The 16,385-nt window shown below is 65.4% G+C and carries 12 protein-coding genes; 10 read left to right on the top strand and 2 right to left on the bottom strand.

The window, feature by feature from the left end:
• Positions 1 to 44 precede the first annotated feature (44 nt).
• The gene (locus tag QD208_RS07290) at positions 45 to 767 is read left to right on the top strand and encodes an ATP-binding cassette domain-containing protein (RefSeq protein ID WP_279836375.1); all 723 of its coding nucleotides are present in this window, start codon (positions 45 to 47) and stop codon (positions 765 to 767) included.
• 95 nt (positions 768 to 862) lie between these two features.
• On the opposite strand, the gene QD208_RS07285 is transcribed toward QD208_RS07290, so the two are convergent.
• A complete protein-coding gene (locus tag QD208_RS07285; RefSeq protein ID WP_043331907.1) occupies positions 863 to 1,444 on the bottom strand; it encodes a DUF2062 domain-containing protein in 582 nt (193 codons plus the stop codon).
• A gap of 201 nt (positions 1,445 to 1,645) precedes the next feature.
• On the opposite strand from QD208_RS07285, the gene QD208_RS07280 reads away from it, so the two are divergent.
• From QD208_RS07280 to murB, 9 genes are all read left to right on the top strand, one after another.
• The gene (locus QD208_RS07280; RefSeq protein ID WP_279836374.1) at positions 1,646 to 4,540 is read left to right on the top strand and encodes a ComEC/Rec2 family competence protein; all 2,895 of its coding nucleotides are present in this window, start codon (positions 1,646 to 1,648) and stop codon (positions 4,538 to 4,540) included.
• Positions 4,541 to 4,647: 107 nt separating this feature from the next.
• Positions 4,648 to 5,427, top strand: coding sequence for a MotA/TolQ/ExbB proton channel family protein (locus QD208_RS07275; protein WP_082388116.1), 780 nt, complete (start codon positions 4,648 to 4,650; stop codon positions 5,425 to 5,427).
• On the top strand, positions 5,424 to 5,849 hold the full coding sequence (locus tag QD208_RS07270) for a biopolymer transporter ExbD (protein WP_153635253.1): 426 nt from the start codon (positions 5,424 to 5,426) through the stop codon (positions 5,847 to 5,849). Before QD208_RS07275 ends, QD208_RS07270 begins: the two co-directional genes overlap by 4 nt.
• 28 nt (positions 5,850 to 5,877) lie before the next feature.
• Positions 5,878 to 7,626 (top strand): lipid A export permease/ATP-binding protein MsbA, encoded by a 1,749-nt coding sequence (gene msbA / locus QD208_RS07265; protein ID WP_225347686.1) that lies wholly within the window; start codon positions 5,878 to 5,880, stop codon positions 7,624 to 7,626.
• Positions 7,623 to 8,612 carry a tetraacyldisaccharide 4'-kinase gene (gene lpxK, locus QD208_RS07260; RefSeq protein WP_054555010.1) on the top strand — a complete coding sequence of 330 codons (990 nt, stop codon included), beginning with the start codon at positions 7,623 to 7,625 and terminating at the stop codon, positions 8,610 to 8,612. Before msbA ends, lpxK begins: the two co-directional genes overlap by 4 nt.
• Before the next feature lie 54 nt (positions 8,613 to 8,666).
• Positions 8,667 to 8,861 carry a Trm112 family protein gene (locus tag QD208_RS07255; protein WP_043331901.1) on the top strand — a complete coding sequence of 65 codons (195 nt, stop codon included), beginning with the start codon at positions 8,667 to 8,669 and terminating at the stop codon, positions 8,859 to 8,861.
• Positions 8,861 to 9,700, top strand: coding sequence for a 3-deoxy-manno-octulosonate cytidylyltransferase (gene kdsB, locus QD208_RS07250; protein ID WP_279836373.1), 840 nt, complete (start codon positions 8,861 to 8,863; stop codon positions 9,698 to 9,700). Before QD208_RS07255 ends, kdsB begins: the two co-directional genes overlap by 1 nt.
• Positions 9,700 to 10,257 (top strand): low molecular weight phosphotyrosine protein phosphatase, encoded by a 558-nt coding sequence (locus QD208_RS07245; RefSeq protein ID WP_279836372.1) that lies wholly within the window; start codon positions 9,700 to 9,702, stop codon positions 10,255 to 10,257. Before kdsB ends, QD208_RS07245 begins: the two co-directional genes overlap by 1 nt.
• Complete coding sequence (gene murB, locus QD208_RS07240) at positions 10,254 to 11,336, top strand: UDP-N-acetylmuramate dehydrogenase (RefSeq protein ID WP_279836371.1); 1,083 nt, start codon at positions 10,254 to 10,256, stop codon at positions 11,334 to 11,336. The genes QD208_RS07245 and murB overlap by 4 nt, the downstream gene beginning before the upstream one ends.
• Positions 11,337 to 11,623: 287 nt before the next feature.
• Here murB and rne read toward each other — a convergent pair whose 3' ends face one another.
• Positions 11,624 to 15,811 carry a ribonuclease E gene (gene rne / locus QD208_RS07235; RefSeq protein WP_279836370.1) on the bottom strand — a complete coding sequence of 1,396 codons (4,188 nt, stop codon included), beginning with the start codon at positions 15,809 to 15,811 and terminating at the stop codon, positions 11,624 to 11,626.
• Positions 15,812 to 16,385 lie beyond the last annotated feature (574 nt).

The following is a 16,385-nucleotide window of genomic DNA, read 5'->3' as shown; positions in this document are numbered from 1 at the left end:
CACCATCTGATGCATCCATCCGTTCCGCTGCTGGAGACACCGCCATGCCGACGTCGGCTTCTGACACTCACGCGCCGGGTCAGGCCCACGGCAAGCCGATGCTGATCTGTGAGCGCCTGAGTCGCAGTTACGATGAGGGCCCGCAAGAGGTACAGGTGCTCGACGAGCTGGAGCTGCGCGTGCATGCCGGTGAGCGAGTCGCCGTCGTCGGCAGCTCCGGCTCCGGCAAGACCACGCTGCTCAACCTGCTCGGCGGACTGGACCACCCCTCCCAAGGCATCGTGAAGGTGGCCGGCCAGCGCCTGTCCGAACTCAGCGAGTCGGCGCTGGGCAGCTTCCGCAATCAGCACATCGGCTTCGTGTATCAGTTCCACCACCTGCTGGCGGAATTCAGTGCCGAAGAGAACGTGGCGATGCCGTTGATCATCCGTGGCCACAAGCGCGCCGAGGCCGCCGTCAAGGCGCGCAAGCTGCTGGAGCGGGTCGGCATGGCACCGCGCGCCGATCACAAGCCGGGCGAGCTGTCCGGGGGTGAGCGCCAGCGCGTCGCCATCGCGCGTGCGCTGGTGACCGACCCGAGCCTGGTGCTGATGGACGAGCCGACCGGCAACCTGGACCAGACCACGGCGGCGCGCATTCTCGAGCTGATGGATGACATTGCGCGTGAAGCGCAGGCGGCCTTCATCATCGTGACCCACGACAACGGTCTGGCCGCTCACCAGCACCGTGTGCTGCGCCTGGACGGCGGCAAGCTGCACGAGGATTGAGTCGAGCCGCTGATTGATTCACGCTAGCCAGAAAGCCAAACGCCCCGCCATCGAGAGATGGCGGGGCGTTTGTCATGCGCGTCTGTCGGCAGCGTTCAGAGCTTGTCCGTGTCCTGCTCAGCGTTCTGGCGTGACGACTGCTCCTTGCTGCAACGTCTGGCGGCCAGGCGCGCCTTGCGGCGGCTGCGCCAGTTGCGCACCACCTGATAGCGCCACAAGAGGCGGACCAGCATGTTGGCCAGCAGCGCGAGGACGACGGCGCTGACCAGCGAGCCCAGCGCCAGGGCGGGCAGGATGTCTTCCAGCTGGTTGGCGAACCAGGCCGCGGAGACCTGGTCCGGCATCACGCGTGCGGGCGTGTCCAGCATCCAGGCACCCACGCGGTAGGTCGCGTAGTAGACCACCGGCATGGTCAGCGGGTTGGTCACCCACACCAGACCCACCGACAGCGCGAGGTTGCAGCGCAGTGCCCAGGCACCGAAGGCGGCCACCACCATCTGGAAGGGAATCGGCAGCAGCGCACAGAACAGCCCCACCATGCAGGCATTGGCCACAGTGCGTCGCGACAACGCCCACAGTGCGGGATCGGCGATCAGGTGATGCATGAAGCGCAGCGACTTCTTGCGCTTGAGGGCATCCGGTTCCGGCATGAGCCGCTTGAGTAGACGACGAGGCATGACTTGGCCATTTGGCATTCAACGCCGGCCATTATCCATACATGGCTACAGGACTGCCATGCTGACTGCGCAGTTATCCGGTTCGTGATCTGCAACCCGCGTGTCTCGATTCGGCACTGAGTACAGCAAAGCCCGCGCCATGCCTGACGGGCTGCGCCATGGGTGACCTTGCAAGAGGCCAGCAACATGTCAGGCGCCACCGTGAATAAATCGTCCCATCCCGCTCGATTCTGGCTGTCACCGGCCTCGCTGGCCCAGCTGCTGGCGGGACTGGTGGCGGGCATCTGGCTGTCACGCCAGGGCGAGTGGGGCGCGGATTGGCAGTCACGCTCATCGGCAGGGCTCGGTGCGCAAGAGGGTGGGGCGCATGGCTGGGCCGCCTTCATGACGCTGAGCGACAACCTGATGTTGGCCGCCTTGCTGCTCTGCTGGCTGATGGTGACAGGGGCCTTGGCCGCCATTCCCGCCCGTGCTTTCGCGCACTCTGCTCCCGACGTTGAGCCACGCCGCTCTCGGCTCGGGGCCTTGAGCCTGCGACTCTCTGCAGCGCTGGGGGGCGGGCTGGTGATCGGCCTTCTGCAGCAGCCGCTGGTGATGGCGGAGGCGTTGACGCGCCAGGAGCTGTGGCTGGAAGGCCGGGTCGAACAGGTCAACCGCGTACTGCCGACGCCTGATGACTCGGTGCGCCTGGTGCTGCGTGTCTCGCGCTGTGATCTCTTCCAGCCGACGGAGGTACCCAGTGCTGATGCCGGGCGTCAGGCCGCCTGTCAGCGGCTGCTGGATCAGCGGGTCCAGCTTCGGCGCTACTGGCCACGCAAGCAGCCCCGCGATGTTGCGACACGCGAGGCGCTGGCGACTCCCTGGCAGGCCGGTGAGCGCTGGCGCATGGTCGTGCGTCTGGTGCCGCCTCATGGCGCCAGCAACCCGGCCTTCGGGCGCTCAGCGAGCCCAGCGGAGTTTGACCGTGTCGCCTGGCTTTGGCGCGAAGGTATCGTCGCCACGGGTTACGTGCGCCAACTGTCCCTTGCGCAGCACTTGGCGCCGCCAGGCGGGCTGGCAGCACTGCGCCTGCATGCCGAGCAGGCTCTGTGGCAGCGCTGCGGCGAAGGCGAAGGCGAGGCGCTGGTCGACTGGCCGGGGTCGCCCTGTCGCTGGCTGGCAGCATTGACGCTGGGCAAGGTCTCGGCACTGACCCACGACGACTGGGACACGCTGAACGCCACGGGACTGACGCATCTGGCGGTGGTGTCGGGGCTGCATGTCGGATTGATGGCCAGCCTGGTGCTGGGGCTGAGTTTCGGCGTGCTGCGCCTCTGGCGGCCGGGCGGGTGGCGATTCAGCGTTGCACCCTGGTGGCTTGCCTGTCTGGCGGCCTGGAGTTTCGCCTTGCTGGCAGGTCTGGCGCCGCCGGCACTGCGCGCCGCCTTGATGGTGACGGTCGGGCTTTGGATGGCGAGTGGCCGCAGCGGCCTGGGTGTCTGGCAGGTCTGGATGCTGGCGCTGATTCTGGTGCTGGGGCTGGACCCGCTGGCGCTGTGGCGCCCGGGCACCTGGCTATCATTCATCGCCGTGGCGGTGTTGCTGCTGGCCTGGCAGGGCCGCTCGCGACCGCGAGGAATGCGCGGCTGGTGTCTGGCCACGTTGCGCAGCCAGTGGTTGCTGACGCTGGTCATGGGCGCGGCCCTGCTGCTTTCGCGCGGCCAGCTGTCCTGGCTGTCGCTGCCGATGAATCTGCTGATGGCGCCCTTGGTGACGTTATTGATCGTGCCGCTTGGCATGCTGGGCTGGGGGCTGGCGGGACTCGAGCAGCTGTTGCTTACCACGGGACTCGTCCCGTCACGGCCCGCGGCGATGCTCGCTGACGGTGTGTTCAGCGGCGGTCTATGGCAGCTGCTGGCACAGGGCATGGCGCAGACGATGGAGACCTTGTCTTCGCTTGCGTCGACGCAGGGGCGCTGGCCGCAGGCGCCAATGGCGGCGGGCCTGTCGGACGCCACTCCCTCGGCCCTGATCCTGACGCTCGCGCTGATGGCCCTGATGGGTGCCTGGCTGGCGGAGGGTGTGCCGGGCCTCGATGGCCGTCTGAAGCGCCTGTGTGGCAGCGTGGCTCTCTGCTGGGGGCTGTCACTGGCGGTGTTGGCCTTGCCGTGGTCACCGGCGGCGCTGGCCACCGTCGGGCGGGACGCCGGCACGCGCGCGACAGCCGCCGCCTCGTTCTCGCCCCGGGCGCCCGCGCTCAGTCTGACGGTGCACGATGTCGGACAGGGGCTGGCGCTGTCGCTGCACAGCCATCTTTCGCCGAGCGCGAGTGACTCGACTGACGCGTCACGGCAGGTGCCGAGGCACTGGCGTTACGACCTGGGGGCGGCGTCGCGCAATGCCAGCGCCCGCTTGCCGGGGGCGCCATCCGCGGTGGGAGAGCCTATCGGCGTGATCATGAGTCACGGGGATGGCGATCACGCCGGCGGCCTGCAGGCGCTGTCTGCCGAGGAGATCGCCGCCTTGTGGGTGCCGGCCGGGCAGCGGGCGCGACTGGAGCGTCAGGTAAGCTGGCTCGATGAGGTGGCAATGCGGGAGTGTGTCGCCGGGCGCAGCATCACCCTCGGTCAGCTGCAGGGCCAGCCCGTGCGCCTTGAGATGCTGTGGCCGCCAGCAGGGTTGAAGACCCGACGTGACAACGCGCACTCCTGTGTGGTCTTGATAGCACATGGCGCGCGCCCGCTGGCGTTGCTGACCGGCGATATCGGCCAGCAGCAGGAGCGCGAGTTGCAGGCGACGCTGCGCCAGCGCCTGGCCGGGCGCGGCTTGCCGTTGCTGGTGGTCGCACATCACGGCAGCCGCTCCAGCAGTGATGATGCCTGGCTTGAGAGCCTGGCGGCGCGTCACGCGATTGTCAGCGCCGGTCGCTACAATCCGCATGGTCATCCGCATCCGGACGTGGTGGAGCGTCTGGCGCGTCATGTCGAGTGTCTCTGGCATGTCGGGCTGGATGGTGCCTTGTACTGGGAGTGGTCGCCGCAGGGGGAGCGGCTGCAACCAGCGCGCAGGGCTGGCGGTATCGGAGTGAGGTGCCTTGGGGTAAAATCCGCTGAATGATCAGATGCATGGCGGATTCATACGGCCTGCGCGACAGGGATGGCGCGTGACATCTGACACGACAACAATGGTGCCCGCAGAGGCATCGAGACCAAGGGAGAGGTCACATGCTGGAAGCCTTGTACGCAGGGGGAGTCTTGATGCTCCCCATCCTCGGATGTTCCGTCGTGGCACTGGCCATCATCCTCGAGCGCCTGTGGACGCTGCGTCGTCGACGCATCGCGCCGAAGGGCCTGGGACAGCAGGTGTGTGAACTGATCAGCCAGGGACAGGTCAATGTCTACTGGCTGGAGAGTCATTCGCCGCTGGGCAACGTGCTGGCGGCGGGACTGCGCAATGCGCGCCTGGGCAATGAGCAGGTACGCGCGCGCATGCAGGAGTCGGCCGTGGCCGTCATCCATGACATGGAGCGCTTCCTGAGTCCGCTGGGCACCATCGCCGCCATCACGCCGCTTTTGGGGCTGCTGGGCACGGTGGTCGGCATGATCGACGTCTTCGCCGTGATCGTCGATGCGGGCAGCGCCGAGCGCGCCCAGGAGCTGGCCGGCGGGATTTCCCAGGCGCTGGTGACGACGGCGTCCGGCTTGACGGTGGCGATTCCGGCACTGATGTTCCACCGCTATTTCCAGCGCTGTGTCGAGGACATCACCGTCAACATGGAGGAGCAGGCAGGGCAGGTGGTGGAATATATCTCGCACCATCAGGGCGAGCTCGGGCTGGCCGAGAGCCATGACGGCATCGACCGTCGCCCGGGCCAGCGCCCCGGCCAGGTGCCGGAGCCCCATGAGCGCCTGCCGGAAGACCTGCCGGCCTACATGCGTCGTGACGCCGATGACCCCTATGGTGGCGATGATGGCAAGGGGGCAGGTGCCGGGAGGCCGTCATGAGGTTTCCGCGTCGCCAGCGTGAGTCGGTGGAGGTCAATCTCACCCCGCTGATCGACGTGGTGTTTCTGCTGCTGATCTTCTTCATGGTCTCGACGACCTTCGATAGCCGTCGAGCGCTGGACCTCATCCTGCCGCAGTCCAGTCAGGCCAGCGCGGTAGAGCAGGCGCCCTTGATCCTGAGCATCGGGGCGGCAGGTGATTTTACGCTCGGCGAGGCAAGCCTCGGCGAGGATGAACTGGGAGCGCAACTTGCGCAGTACAAGGACCAGGCAGATCGCTTCGGGTTGATCCTCGAAGCCGATGGCCGCACGCCCCACGCCAAGGTGGTCACGGCGCTGGACGCCGCCGCTGAAGTGGGTATCACCCGTGTGCGCATTAGTACGCGTATCGGGACGGAATCATCATCACCGGATGCCCCATGAGGGCGCCGCCCAAGTCTATGGAGACCCCGTGAGTCGCGACTCCACCTGGATTCATTACCGCCGCTTGCTCGGCTACGTTCGCCCGTACTGGAAGATGTTTCTGGCCGCCGTCGTCGGCTACATCATCTACGGTGCCTCGAGTACGGCGCTGGCCGAGATGATGAAGCGCCTGATCGACGGCATTCAGAATCCTGACGCCCAGTTCAGACTGTTCCTGCCGCTGTTCGTGATCGGCATGTTCGCCGTGCGCGGCGTCGGCACCTTCTTGGGCACCTACTGCATGAGTGATGTGGCGCGCAACGTGGTCCACACCCTGCGTACCACGGTGTTCAACCACATGCTGCACTTGCCGGGGCGCTATTTCGACGAGAACTCCACCGGCCATCTCATCACCCGCGTCACCTACCATGTCGAGCAGATCACCGGCGCAGCCACCAAGGCGCTGACCATCATCCTGCGCGAAGGCTTCTTCGTGCTCGGCCTGCTGGGCTATCTGTTCTGGACCAACTGGAAGCTGACGCTGGTGTTCATCGCGGTCACGCCGCTGATCGGTTGGGTGGTCAGCTATGCCAGCAAGCGCTTCCGCAAGCTCTCCAAGCGTATCCAGGGCTCGATGGGCGAGGTGACCCATGTCGCTTCCGAGGCGCTGTCCGGCCATCGGGTCGTGCGTACCCACGGTGCCGAGGATTACGAGAAGGCACGCTTCGCGGCGGTCAGTGAGTACAACCGCGAGCAGAAGATGAAGGAAGCGCTGACCAAGGCCACCGCCACGCCGGTCATCCAGCTGTTGATCGCCGTGGCACTGGCCACGCTGGTGTGGCTGGCGATGGCGCCGGAACTGATGGCCGGCATGAGCGCCGGTGAGTTCGTCGGCTTCATCACCGCCGCTTCGATGATGGCCAAGCCGGTACGTCAGTTGACCGAAGTCAACGGCGAGATCCAGAAGGGCATGGCGGCCTCGGAAGAACTGTTCGGTCTGCTGGATACGCCTGCAGAGCCGGACAACGGCACCCTGGTGCCCGAGGGTCGCCTCGAGGGGCGTGTGCGCTTCGACAATGTCCACTTCCGCTATGCAGACCATCAGCCGGAGGTGCTCAAGGGCATCGATCTGGAGGTGAAGCCGGGGCAGATGGTCGCCATCGTCGGGCGTTCGGGGTCGGGCAAGTCGACGTTGATGAGCCTGTTGCCGCGCTTCTACGCACCGACCACCGGCCGCATCCTGATCGATGATGTCGCCATCGAGGACTACAAGCTGCGCCCGATGCGTCAGCAGATCGCGCTGGTCTCGCAGAATGTCACCCTGTTCAATGCCGACCTGACCGCCAACATCGCCTATGGCACCGGTGAGGTCGACAAGGCGCGGGTGGAAGAGGCGGCGCGTGCGGCCTATGCCCACGAATTCATCGAGCGCATGAGCGAAGGCTACGACACCATCGTCGGCGACAATGGCGTGATGCTCTCCGGTGGTCAGCGCCAGCGTATCGCCATCGCGCGTGCCATCTACAAGGACTCGCCGATCCTGGTGCTGGACGAGGCCACCTCGGCGCTGGATACCGAATCCGAACGCTATATCCAGCGCGCGCTGGAAGAAGTGTGTCAGGGCCGGACGACCTTCGTGATCGCCCACCGTCTGTCCACCATCGAGAAGGCGGACCGCATCCTGGTGATGGATGATGGCGAGATCATCGAAGACGGCACCCACGAATCATTGATTGCTCAGGAAGGTGCTTATGCCGCGCTGCATCGCATCCAGTTCCGGGAGACGGCAGACGCATGAGTGAACGACTGGTAGACGCCTGGTATCGCGGCGCTGGCTGGCTTCATCTGCTGCGCCCGCTGGAACATGTCTACAAGAATGTGGTGGCGCGCAAGCGCAATGCCTATCTCACCGGCAAGCGTGAGGTCTGGAAGGCGCCGGTGCCGGTGATCGTGATCGGCAACATCACCGTCGGTGGTACCGGCAAGTCGCCGCTGGTCGCCTGGCTGGGGCGCTGGTTGAGCGAGCAGGGCTGGCGCCCGGGCATCATCTCGCGCGGCTACGGCGGGCATTCGCCGCGCTACCCCCTCTACGTGCAGGCCGATACCGATCCCCAGCATGCCGGCGATGAGCCGGTGATGCTGGCCCAGCAGACCGGCCTGCCGGTGGCGGTCGACCCGGATCGCCCGAGCGCGGCGCGGCGCCTGATTGCCGCCGGCTGCGACATTCTGCTCTCCGATGATGGTCTGCAGCATCATGCGCTGGGGCGCGATATCGAGCTGGTGGTCGTGGACGGTGAGCGTGCCTTCGGCAATCAGCGTTGCCTGCCCGCCGGGCCGCTGCGCGAGCCGTTGTCGCGCCTCGCCAGTGTCGATGCGGTGATCTCCAACGGTGTCATCGACTGCTCGCGCCTGCCGGTGGAATCGCATTGCATGAAGCTGACGCCGGTCCACTGGCGCCACCTGATCGACGACGTGCGCTATCCTGCCCACCAGCTGCCGTTCAGTGGTCAGGTGCATGCGTTGGCCGGTATCGGCAATCCGCAGCGCTTCTTCCGCACCCTGACCAACCTCGGGGTCGAGCATCTGCCGCGTCCGCTGGCGGACCACCATCGTTTCACGCCGACGGATCTGCGCTTTTCCGACAATCTGCCCGTGGTGATGACCGCCAAGGACGCCGTCAAGTGTCGCAGCTTCGCCAATGAGCGCTGCTGGGCGCTGGATGTCGAAGCGCGTCCGGATCAGGCGCTGGTGGACTGGCTCGCCAAACGCCTTGAAGCGCTCTGAGTGCTTGATCGCTGAATTTTCTTTCTTTTCTGCTGTTATTCCGGAGATGTCTCGATGGACAAGGAACTGCTCGCGCTACTGGTTTGCCCGCTGTGTCAGGCCAAGCTGACCTATGATGCGGCGAATGCCGAGCTCAAGTGCTTCTACGATGGCCTCGCCTATCCGGTACGCGACGGCATTCCCGTCATGCTGGAAGAAGAAGCGCGCCAGATGGATGCCGATGAGAAGCTCAAGGGGAGCCGCGGCTGATGAGTGACCTTCTGCAGCAGGGGCAGGCAGACGACAGCCGTTCAGAGGGCGAGTCCGGCTTCGTGGTCGTGATTCCGGCGCGCTTCAACTCCTCACGCCTGCCGGGCAAGCCCCTGGCGGACATTCATGGCCAGCCGATGATCGAGCATGTCTGGCGCAATGCCTGTGCCAGTCAGGCCAGTCGGGTCGTGATCGCCACCGATGACGAGCGCATCCGTGAGGCCTGTAAGGGCTTCGGGGCCGAGGTCGTGATGACGCGTGGCGATCATCCCAGCGGGACGGACCGCCTTGCCGAGGTGGTCACGCTGTTGGCGCTGGCCCCCGAGACCCTGGTGGTCAACGTCCAGGGCGATGAGCCATTGCTGCCGGCGGCGCTGATCGATCAGGTGGCGGTGCGTCTCGAGGAAGACGCGGGTGCCTCGATCGCCACGCTGGCGGAGTCGATCGCCAGCGTCGACAGCCTGTTCAACCCCAATGTGGTCAAGGTGGTGCGTGACCTGCGCGGGCGTGCCCTGTACTTCTCGCGTGCGCCTATCCCGTGGGACCGCGAGCACTTCACCACGCCGCCGGACATGCTGGCCACCGATTCCTGGCTGCGCCATATCGGCCTCTACGCCTATCGTGCCAGCTTCCTGACCGATTACGTCGACTGGCTGCCGGCCCCGCTGGAGCAGCTCGAACAGCTCGAACAGCTGCGCGCGCTGCATCATGGTCATGCCATCCAGGTGGCCATTGCCTGCACGGCGCATCCGGCCGGTGTCGATACGCCGGAGGATCTCGAGCGCGTGCGCGACTGGCTGGCGCAAGCAGCGGCAGGCAGCGAGAGCGGAGAGGCCTGATGAGCGAGCTTCTTGAGCAACTGGCCCAGCGTCAGGCGCCATTGGAGCGCATCCTGATGGTGTGCCTGGGCAATATCTGCCGCTCACCGAGTGCCGAAGGCGTGTTGCGTGCGGCGCTGACGCGCCATGGCCTGGATCAGGTCGTCACGGTGGACAGCTGCGGCACCAGTGACTGGCATGTCGGCGGTCAGCCTGATGCGCGGGCCATCGCCCATGCGGCCAAGCGCGGACACGACATCAGCACGCTGCGTGCCCGTCAGTTGTGCGAGCAGGACTTCCACGACTTCGATCTGATTCTGGTGATGGACGACGCCAATCTTGCCGATACCCGTGCCTTGGCTGCACGCAGCAACAGTGGTGATCAGGCGCTGATCGGTCGCCTGCTGGACCTGCTGCCGACCCCGCTGCCCGCGCTGGCAGCGGGCAGTCGTGAGGTGCCGGACCCCTACACCGGGGGGCCCGATGCCTTCGAGCGTGTGCTGGATCTGATCGATGTGGCCTGCGAGGCGCTCATTGCGGCACTGCCTGCGGCGACCACGGCGCGGGCGCGCTCATGACTCAGGTATCCAGTGATCAGAACGCTGGCGACACCTCGCAACGTGAGGGGGTGGCGCTGGATGGCTGCAATACGCTGGGCTTCTCGGCGCGCGCCCGCGCCCTGAGTGAGCCCCACACCGTCGAGGCGGCCAGGGCACAGGTGCTGGCCTCCCGGCAGGCTGGTGAGCGCCTGGTGGTGATCGGCGGCGGCAGCAATCTGGTATTGCTGCCGTGGCTGGATGCCCATGTCATGCGTCCGGCCTTTGACGAGGTCACCATCACGCCGGCAGAAGACGGCCTGACGGCCACGGTCTCCGTCGAAGCCGGCAAGCGCTGGCATGCCCTGGTGATGGAGCTGGCCGCCGCTGGCTGGTGGGGCTATGAAAATCTGGCGCTGATTCCCGGTTGCTGCGGTGCGGCGCCTATCCAGAATATCGGCGCCTATGGTGTCGAGCTGGCAGACCATCTGCTGCGCCTGGAGGTCATGTCGCTGGAAGATGGCAGCTGCCGCTGGATGAATCGCGAGGAATGCGGTTTCGGCTATCGCGACAGCATCTTCAAGGGCGCGCTTGAGCATCGCGTGCTGATCACGCGTCTGGAGTTGCAGGTGTCGCGCCAGGCGTCGCCCCGGCTCGGTTATGGTGATCTCGCCCAGCGCGTCAGTGCGGCGCTGCCGCAAGGGGAGGAAGTGACGCCGTTGCAGGTCGCCCTGGCGGTGATTGCCACGCGCAGTGAGAAGTTGCCCGACCCCGCGCAACTCGGCAATGCCGGCAGTTTCTTCAAGAATCCACAGCTTCCCCAGGCTGAGGCCCAGGCGCTGCTGACCCGCTTCCCGAGCTTGCCGCATTACCCGCAGGCCGATGGCAGCATCAAGCTGGCAGCAGGTTGGCTGATCGATCAATGTGGTCTCAAGGGCGTGCGCAGAGGCCATGTCGGCGTGCATGCTCAGCAGGCGCTGGTGCTGGTGCACTTCGGCGAGGGGGCCGTCACGGAGCTGCTGGCACTGGCGCAGGAAGTGCGTGAGGCAGTCCACACCCGCTTCGGGGTCTGGCTCGAGCAGGAGCCGCGGGAGCTTGGGATGATGCCGCCCGAGGGCTGAGGCCCAGAGTCGTGCACATGAGACCTGCGCTGAAGTGAAGGCACGCACACAAGGCGCTGAAAATAGCATGCACTGAAAACAAGAACGCCCCGCAGGCAAGCCTGCGGGGCGTTCTTGTTTTCAGTGCTTGGTTCTGACTTGCTGCTCAACGGGAGCGGCTGGCATAGACCTTCACATAGTCCCTGTCTTGCTGCCACTCTGGCGCCCCCTTCAGCGCTTGTGGCTGAAAGGGGCGCCAGAGTGGCGGCAGGGGCAGGGCGCCAGCCTCAGACCGCCAGCCTCAGGCCTCAGTGAGACGTGTTGCTGTCATCCTGAGCGGTCGTGTCCTGAGTCTCTGCGCTGGCCTGTTGTGCGGCAGCACGTTCGGCAGCTTCACGCTCACGACGACGCACTTCACGCGGATCGTTATAGGCGCGTTCGCCACGGCGACGGCGGGTCTCGGTGGCTGGCTGCGTGCTGTCCTGCTGCACGCCTTCTGCCGCTGTCGTCTCGCCTTGCTCGCTCGGTGCCTGCTTGTGCTCGCTGTCAGCGACTTCCCCTGTATGGGAGTCGTCGCTCACGGCTTGCGCCACGGCGACATTGTCGTGACGTTCGGCAGTCGCGAACGCTGCCTCGGCCGGCGCATTCTCGACGCTGGCGCTGACGGCGCTTTCGGCACCTTCAGCAGTAGCATCAGAGCCGTCAGCAGAATCAGAGCCTTCAGCTGATTGAGAGCCTTCCGCAGCTTCAGCGACAGTATCTGCGGTGCGCTCAGTGCTGACAGCAGGCTCAATCTCAGCGCTGGCCACGTCAGCGTTTTGCGTCACCTTCGCCTCGCTGGTCTCAGTCTGCTGGGGAGTCTCTTCGTGCGCGGTCTCCTGTACAGGCTGTTCAGCGGCAGCGTCTTCCACGGCAGCGTCTTCCACGGCAGGTTCTTCCACGGCAGGTTCTTCCGCCACAGTCTGCGCAGGCTGGCTGGCAGTGTCGGCTTCAGCGGCGACCGCTTCCTCTGCTTCAGCGACAGGTGCCTGAGCTTCGGTCTGCTCGGCAGCTTGCGCTTCAGGCGCAGCGGCTTCGCCGGTCACGCTTTCCTTCAGCGACTGCTCATCGGCCGCTGCTTCCGGCGCGACTTCTGCAGCGGTGACGGCCGGCGTGTCGACGGCGTCGTCAGCTGCGCTGGCCTGCGGCTGGTGCACGCTTGGCTGCTGGACGGCGTGCTGCTCAGTGCGCTGGTCGGCGTGCTGCTCAGTCTTCTGCGCCTGGTGAGCGCCAGTGACAGGCGCTTCGGACGCCTCTTCGGCGGGTGCTTCGACAGGTGCTTCGACGACCGGCTCGGGCACTTCCGCTGTCGCTGGCTCAGACTCAGACGCTTGCGCATCGGATGCCGCTGACTCAGGGGCTACCGTCTCTCTCAGCGTCTCGTTGCTCGGCTCGCTGACTTCCGGTGCAACGGCAGCCGTGAGGTCTGCGCTGGCAGACTGCTCGGCGCTGGCCGGTGCGTCCTGTGCAGCGGTGCTGTTTTCACCCTGCGAGGCGCTGTCGTTGCTTTGCGGGGCGCTTTCCTTGCCTTGCGGGGCATTGGCTTCGCCTTGCGGGGCAGCGGTAGTGGCGCTGACGGCTTCGGCACCTTCCTCGGCAATGGCCGGTACCGCAGTGGTTGCCGAAGTGGCGGCTGCCGAAGCAGCGGCTGCCTGCGGGCCTGCAAGCGTCATGGCCTTGAGCGACTTCTGCTCTTCGACCGCCTGCGGGTTCAGAGCATGCTGACGGCTGCGAACACGCGGGTTGTTGCGGGTCTGCTGGTCTTCGTTGCTGACCTGCTGTTCCACCTGCTCGGCCTGTTCGGCTGCCTTGATGGACTCGCGTGCCTGCTTGCTGTCGACCTGCTCGGCCTTGTCAGTCTTGGCCGGCTTTTCACCACGCGCCGGCTTGTCGCTGCGCTTGCCGGAATCGCGCTTGCTGGCGTTGTCGGCCTTGGCGTTCTGGCTGTCGCTGCTCCTGGCTTCGGCTTTCGGGCTGTTGTCAGCCTGCGGCGTCTGCTCCGGTTCGGCCTGCGGCTTGCTGTCGTTGGTGACGATTTCCTGCTGGCTGTCCTGACGCGACTCGTTGGACTTGCGACGGTTGCCACGGTCGTTGCGCTGACGGCGCTTGCTGTTGCTGCGGCCATCGTTCTGGCTGCTGCTGTCAGCGTCGTTGCCGCGGGAATCGTTGCCGCTGTTGCGTGACTCGCCGTCGTTGTTGCGTGACGCGTTGTCATTGCGACGACGGGAGTCCTTGCGATTGTCATCACGCTCGTTGTTGCCACGGCCGTCATTACTGCGGTCGTTGTTGCGGTCGTTGCTACGTTCAGCGTTGCGGCCATTGCGGGAGTCGTTGCGAGCCGCTGCCGGAGCGCTGGCTTCACTGACGGTCTCGCGACGCTCGCGGGCCTTTTCCAGTGCCTTGCGGGCTTCGCTGGACTTGGCCGGCACGGCGGTATCGCTGTCATTGCCCAGCAGACGGCTGAAGCCTCGGGCCAGGCGCGACAGCAGGCCGCCACCGGTGGCCGGAGCGGCAGTCCTGACGGGAGTCTGGGCTGAAGACTGCGCCACGACTTCCTGCTTGCTGGCCTGAGCGCGGGTGTCATTGCCCTGGCTCGAGCGATTGCCCTGACGGTTGTCATTGCGCGAGCTCTGACGGCTGTCGTTGCGGCCTTCGCTGCGAGTGTCATTACGAGACTCGTTGCGCGACTCCTGACGGTTGCGGCCGTTGCTGCTGCCGTTGCCGTTGCGACGACGATTGCCGTTGTTCTTGCCGTTGCCGTTGCGGCTATCGCTGTCATTGCTGCTGTCAGCGCTCTCGGCCACTGCGGCGGGCGCTGCGGCAGGCGCTTCCGGTGCGGCAACCGGGGCAGGCGTGGTGTGGGACACGCTCTTGACGGCTGCTTCAGTGCGCGCCGGCGGCTTGTCGAAGTTCGGATCCGGTTCCTTGCCGACTTCGGTCTCGACGGACAGCTCGAAGCTGGACTTGTCGGCACCGTCTTCATCGACGTGGTCGTCACGCAGACGCACGACTTCGTAGTGCGGCGTGTCGAGCTCCGGGTTCGGCAGCAGCACGACATTCACGCCCTGACGACGTTCGATGTCGAACAGCGTGGCGCGCTTCTCGTTGAGCAGGTAGGTCGCGACCGGCACCGGCAGGATGGCGCGGATCTGCGAGCTGCGCTCCTTCATGGCCTCTTCTTCGATCAGGCGCATGATGGAGAGCGCCATGGAGCGCACGTCACGGATGGTGCCCTGGCCGTCACAGCGCGGGCAGACCACGCCGCTGGTCTCGCCCAGTGACGGGCGCAGACGCTGACGCGACATTTCCATCAGGCCGAAGCGTGAGATGCGACCGATCTGGACACGAGCGCGGTCGATCTTGAGCGCGTCGCGCACACGGTTCTCGACTTCACGCTGGTTGCGTGCCGGCGTCATGTCGATGAAATCGATCACCACCAGGCCGCCAATGTCGCGCAGACGCAGCTGGCGGGCGATCTCGTCGGAGGCCTCCAGGTTGGTCTGCAGCGCGGTTTCCTCGATATCACTGCCGCGGGTGGCGCGAGCGGAGTTGATGTCGATGGAGACGAGGGCTTCGGTGTGGTCGATGACGATGGCGCCACCGGAGGGCAGCTTCACTTCACGCTGGTAGGCGGTCTCGATCTGGGATTCGATCTGGAAGCGCGAGAACAGCGGCACGTCGTCTTCGTAGAGCTTGATCTTCTGCTGGTAGCTCGGCATCACCTGACGCACGAAGGACAGCGCTTCTTCCTGGACTTCCGGAGAGTCGATCAGTACCTCACCGATGTCATTGCGCAGGTAATCGCGCATGGCACGGATGATGACGTTGGATTCACGGTAGATCAGGAAGGGGGCAGGGCGGCTGGAGGCGGCCTTGGTTACTGCGTCCCACACCTGGGCGAGATAGTCGAGGTCCCACTGCAGCTCTTCGGCGCTCTTGCCGATGCCGGCGGTGCGCACGATGACGCCCATCTTGTCCGGCAGGGTCAGGCTGTTCATCGCTTCCTTCAGCTGAGCGCGCTCTTCGCCCTCGATGCGGCGGGAGATACCACCGGCACGCGGGTTGTTGGGCATCAGCACGAGGAAACGGCCGGCCAGACTGATGAAGGTGGTCAGGGCGGCGCCCTTGTTGCCACGTTCTTCCTTGTCGACCTGGACGATGACTTCCTGGCCTTCCTTGAGCACTTCACGAATGTTGGGACGGCCCTGGCCGGGGTCCTTGGAGAAGTACTCGCGGGAGATTTCCTTGAGCGGCAGGAAGCCGTGGCGTTCGGCGCCGAAGTCGACGAAGCAGGCTTCGAGGCTGGGCTCGATGCGGGTGATCTTGCCGCGGTAGATATTGGCTTTCTTCTGTTCGCGGGCGCCGGACTCGATGTCGAGATCGTAAAGGCGTTGTCCGTCGACCAGTGCGACGCGCAGCTCTTCCGGCTGGGTCGCGTTGATGAGCATCCGTTTCATGTCGTCTCGCTAGACTGGGCGTGCCGAAGGGCAGCCGCATTGTGCGTCGGCGACGAGGAACCGTTTTCCGCTTCGTGTTGTGCTCAGCGCATGTCGTGGAATGCGTTTTTCGCATGCAGGCAAGTCCGTGGACGGGCCACATGCGGCATGATCATGTTGAGTACTTGGAAGAGGCAGGACGTGTTGCGGGGATTTGTACTCCTCCGGCCCTGCGGTCTCTTCCCTAACACCTGGCATTTGCCGATTCATCGACGCCGGCCTTCGGCACGGATATCGAATGATTACCCGGGCTTCATGCCCGAGCGGTCTTGTGTCGTTGGCCCATGAATGACTGGGCGTCTTGCTGTCTTGCCTGCGCAGGCGGCTTTCGGGCTCCCGCGACATCATCTCGTGGAGTCTGCAGCGAAGGCTCGAAGGGCGATTGCGCTGCGGCGCGCGGCGTCATGCGTTCCGCGCCCGCTGATATCGTCATCAGGTCCTGTGAGACCTGAGCGACATCGATGTTTTGCGTCAGCTGTTGGTCTGGCCACTGGCCGCGAATGACTGTCCTTGGGGCGGCCTTCGCTGCCTGTGA

This window comes from Cobetia sp. 29-18-1, assembly GCF_029846405.1.
GTDB lineage: Bacteria > Pseudomonadota > Gammaproteobacteria > Pseudomonadales > Halomonadaceae > Cobetia > Cobetia amphilecti.
The sequence above is the reverse complement of the archived record's forward strand: the minus strand, read 5'-3'. Positions and strand labels throughout refer to the sequence as shown.

Bases quoted from the DNA above. Each gene is read 5' to 3' on its own strand.
- QD208_RS07270 (WP_153635253.1), top strand. From the start codon at position 5,424: ATGAGGTTTCCGCGTCGCCAGCGTGAGTCGGTGGAGGTCAATCTCACC.
- QD208_RS07290 (WP_279836375.1), top strand. From the start codon at position 45: ATGCCGACGTCGGCTTCTGACACTCACGCGCCGGGTCAGGCCCACGGC.
- QD208_RS07275 (WP_082388116.1), top strand. From the start codon at position 4,648: ATGCTGGAAGCCTTGTACGCAGGGGGAGTCTTGATGCTCCCCATCCTC.
- QD208_RS07255 (WP_043331901.1), top strand. From the start codon at position 8,667: ATGGACAAGGAACTGCTCGCGCTACTGGTTTGCCCGCTGTGTCAGGCC.
- kdsB (WP_279836373.1), top strand. From the start codon at position 8,861: ATGAGTGACCTTCTGCAGCAGGGGCAGGCAGACGACAGCCGTTCAGAG.
- murB (WP_279836371.1), top strand. From the start codon at position 10,254: ATGACTCAGGTATCCAGTGATCAGAACGCTGGCGACACCTCGCAACGT.
- QD208_RS07285 (WP_043331907.1), bottom strand. From the start codon at position 1,444: ATGCCTCGTCGTCTACTCAAGCGGCTCATGCCGGAACCGGATGCCCTC.
- rne (WP_279836370.1), bottom strand. From the start codon at position 15,811: ATGAAACGGATGCTCATCAACGCGACCCAGCCGGAAGAGCTGCGCGTC.
- lpxK (WP_054555010.1), top strand. From the start codon at position 7,623: ATGAGTGAACGACTGGTAGACGCCTGGTATCGCGGCGCTGGCTGGCTT.
- QD208_RS07245 (WP_279836372.1), top strand. From the start codon at position 9,700: ATGAGCGAGCTTCTTGAGCAACTGGCCCAGCGTCAGGCGCCATTGGAG.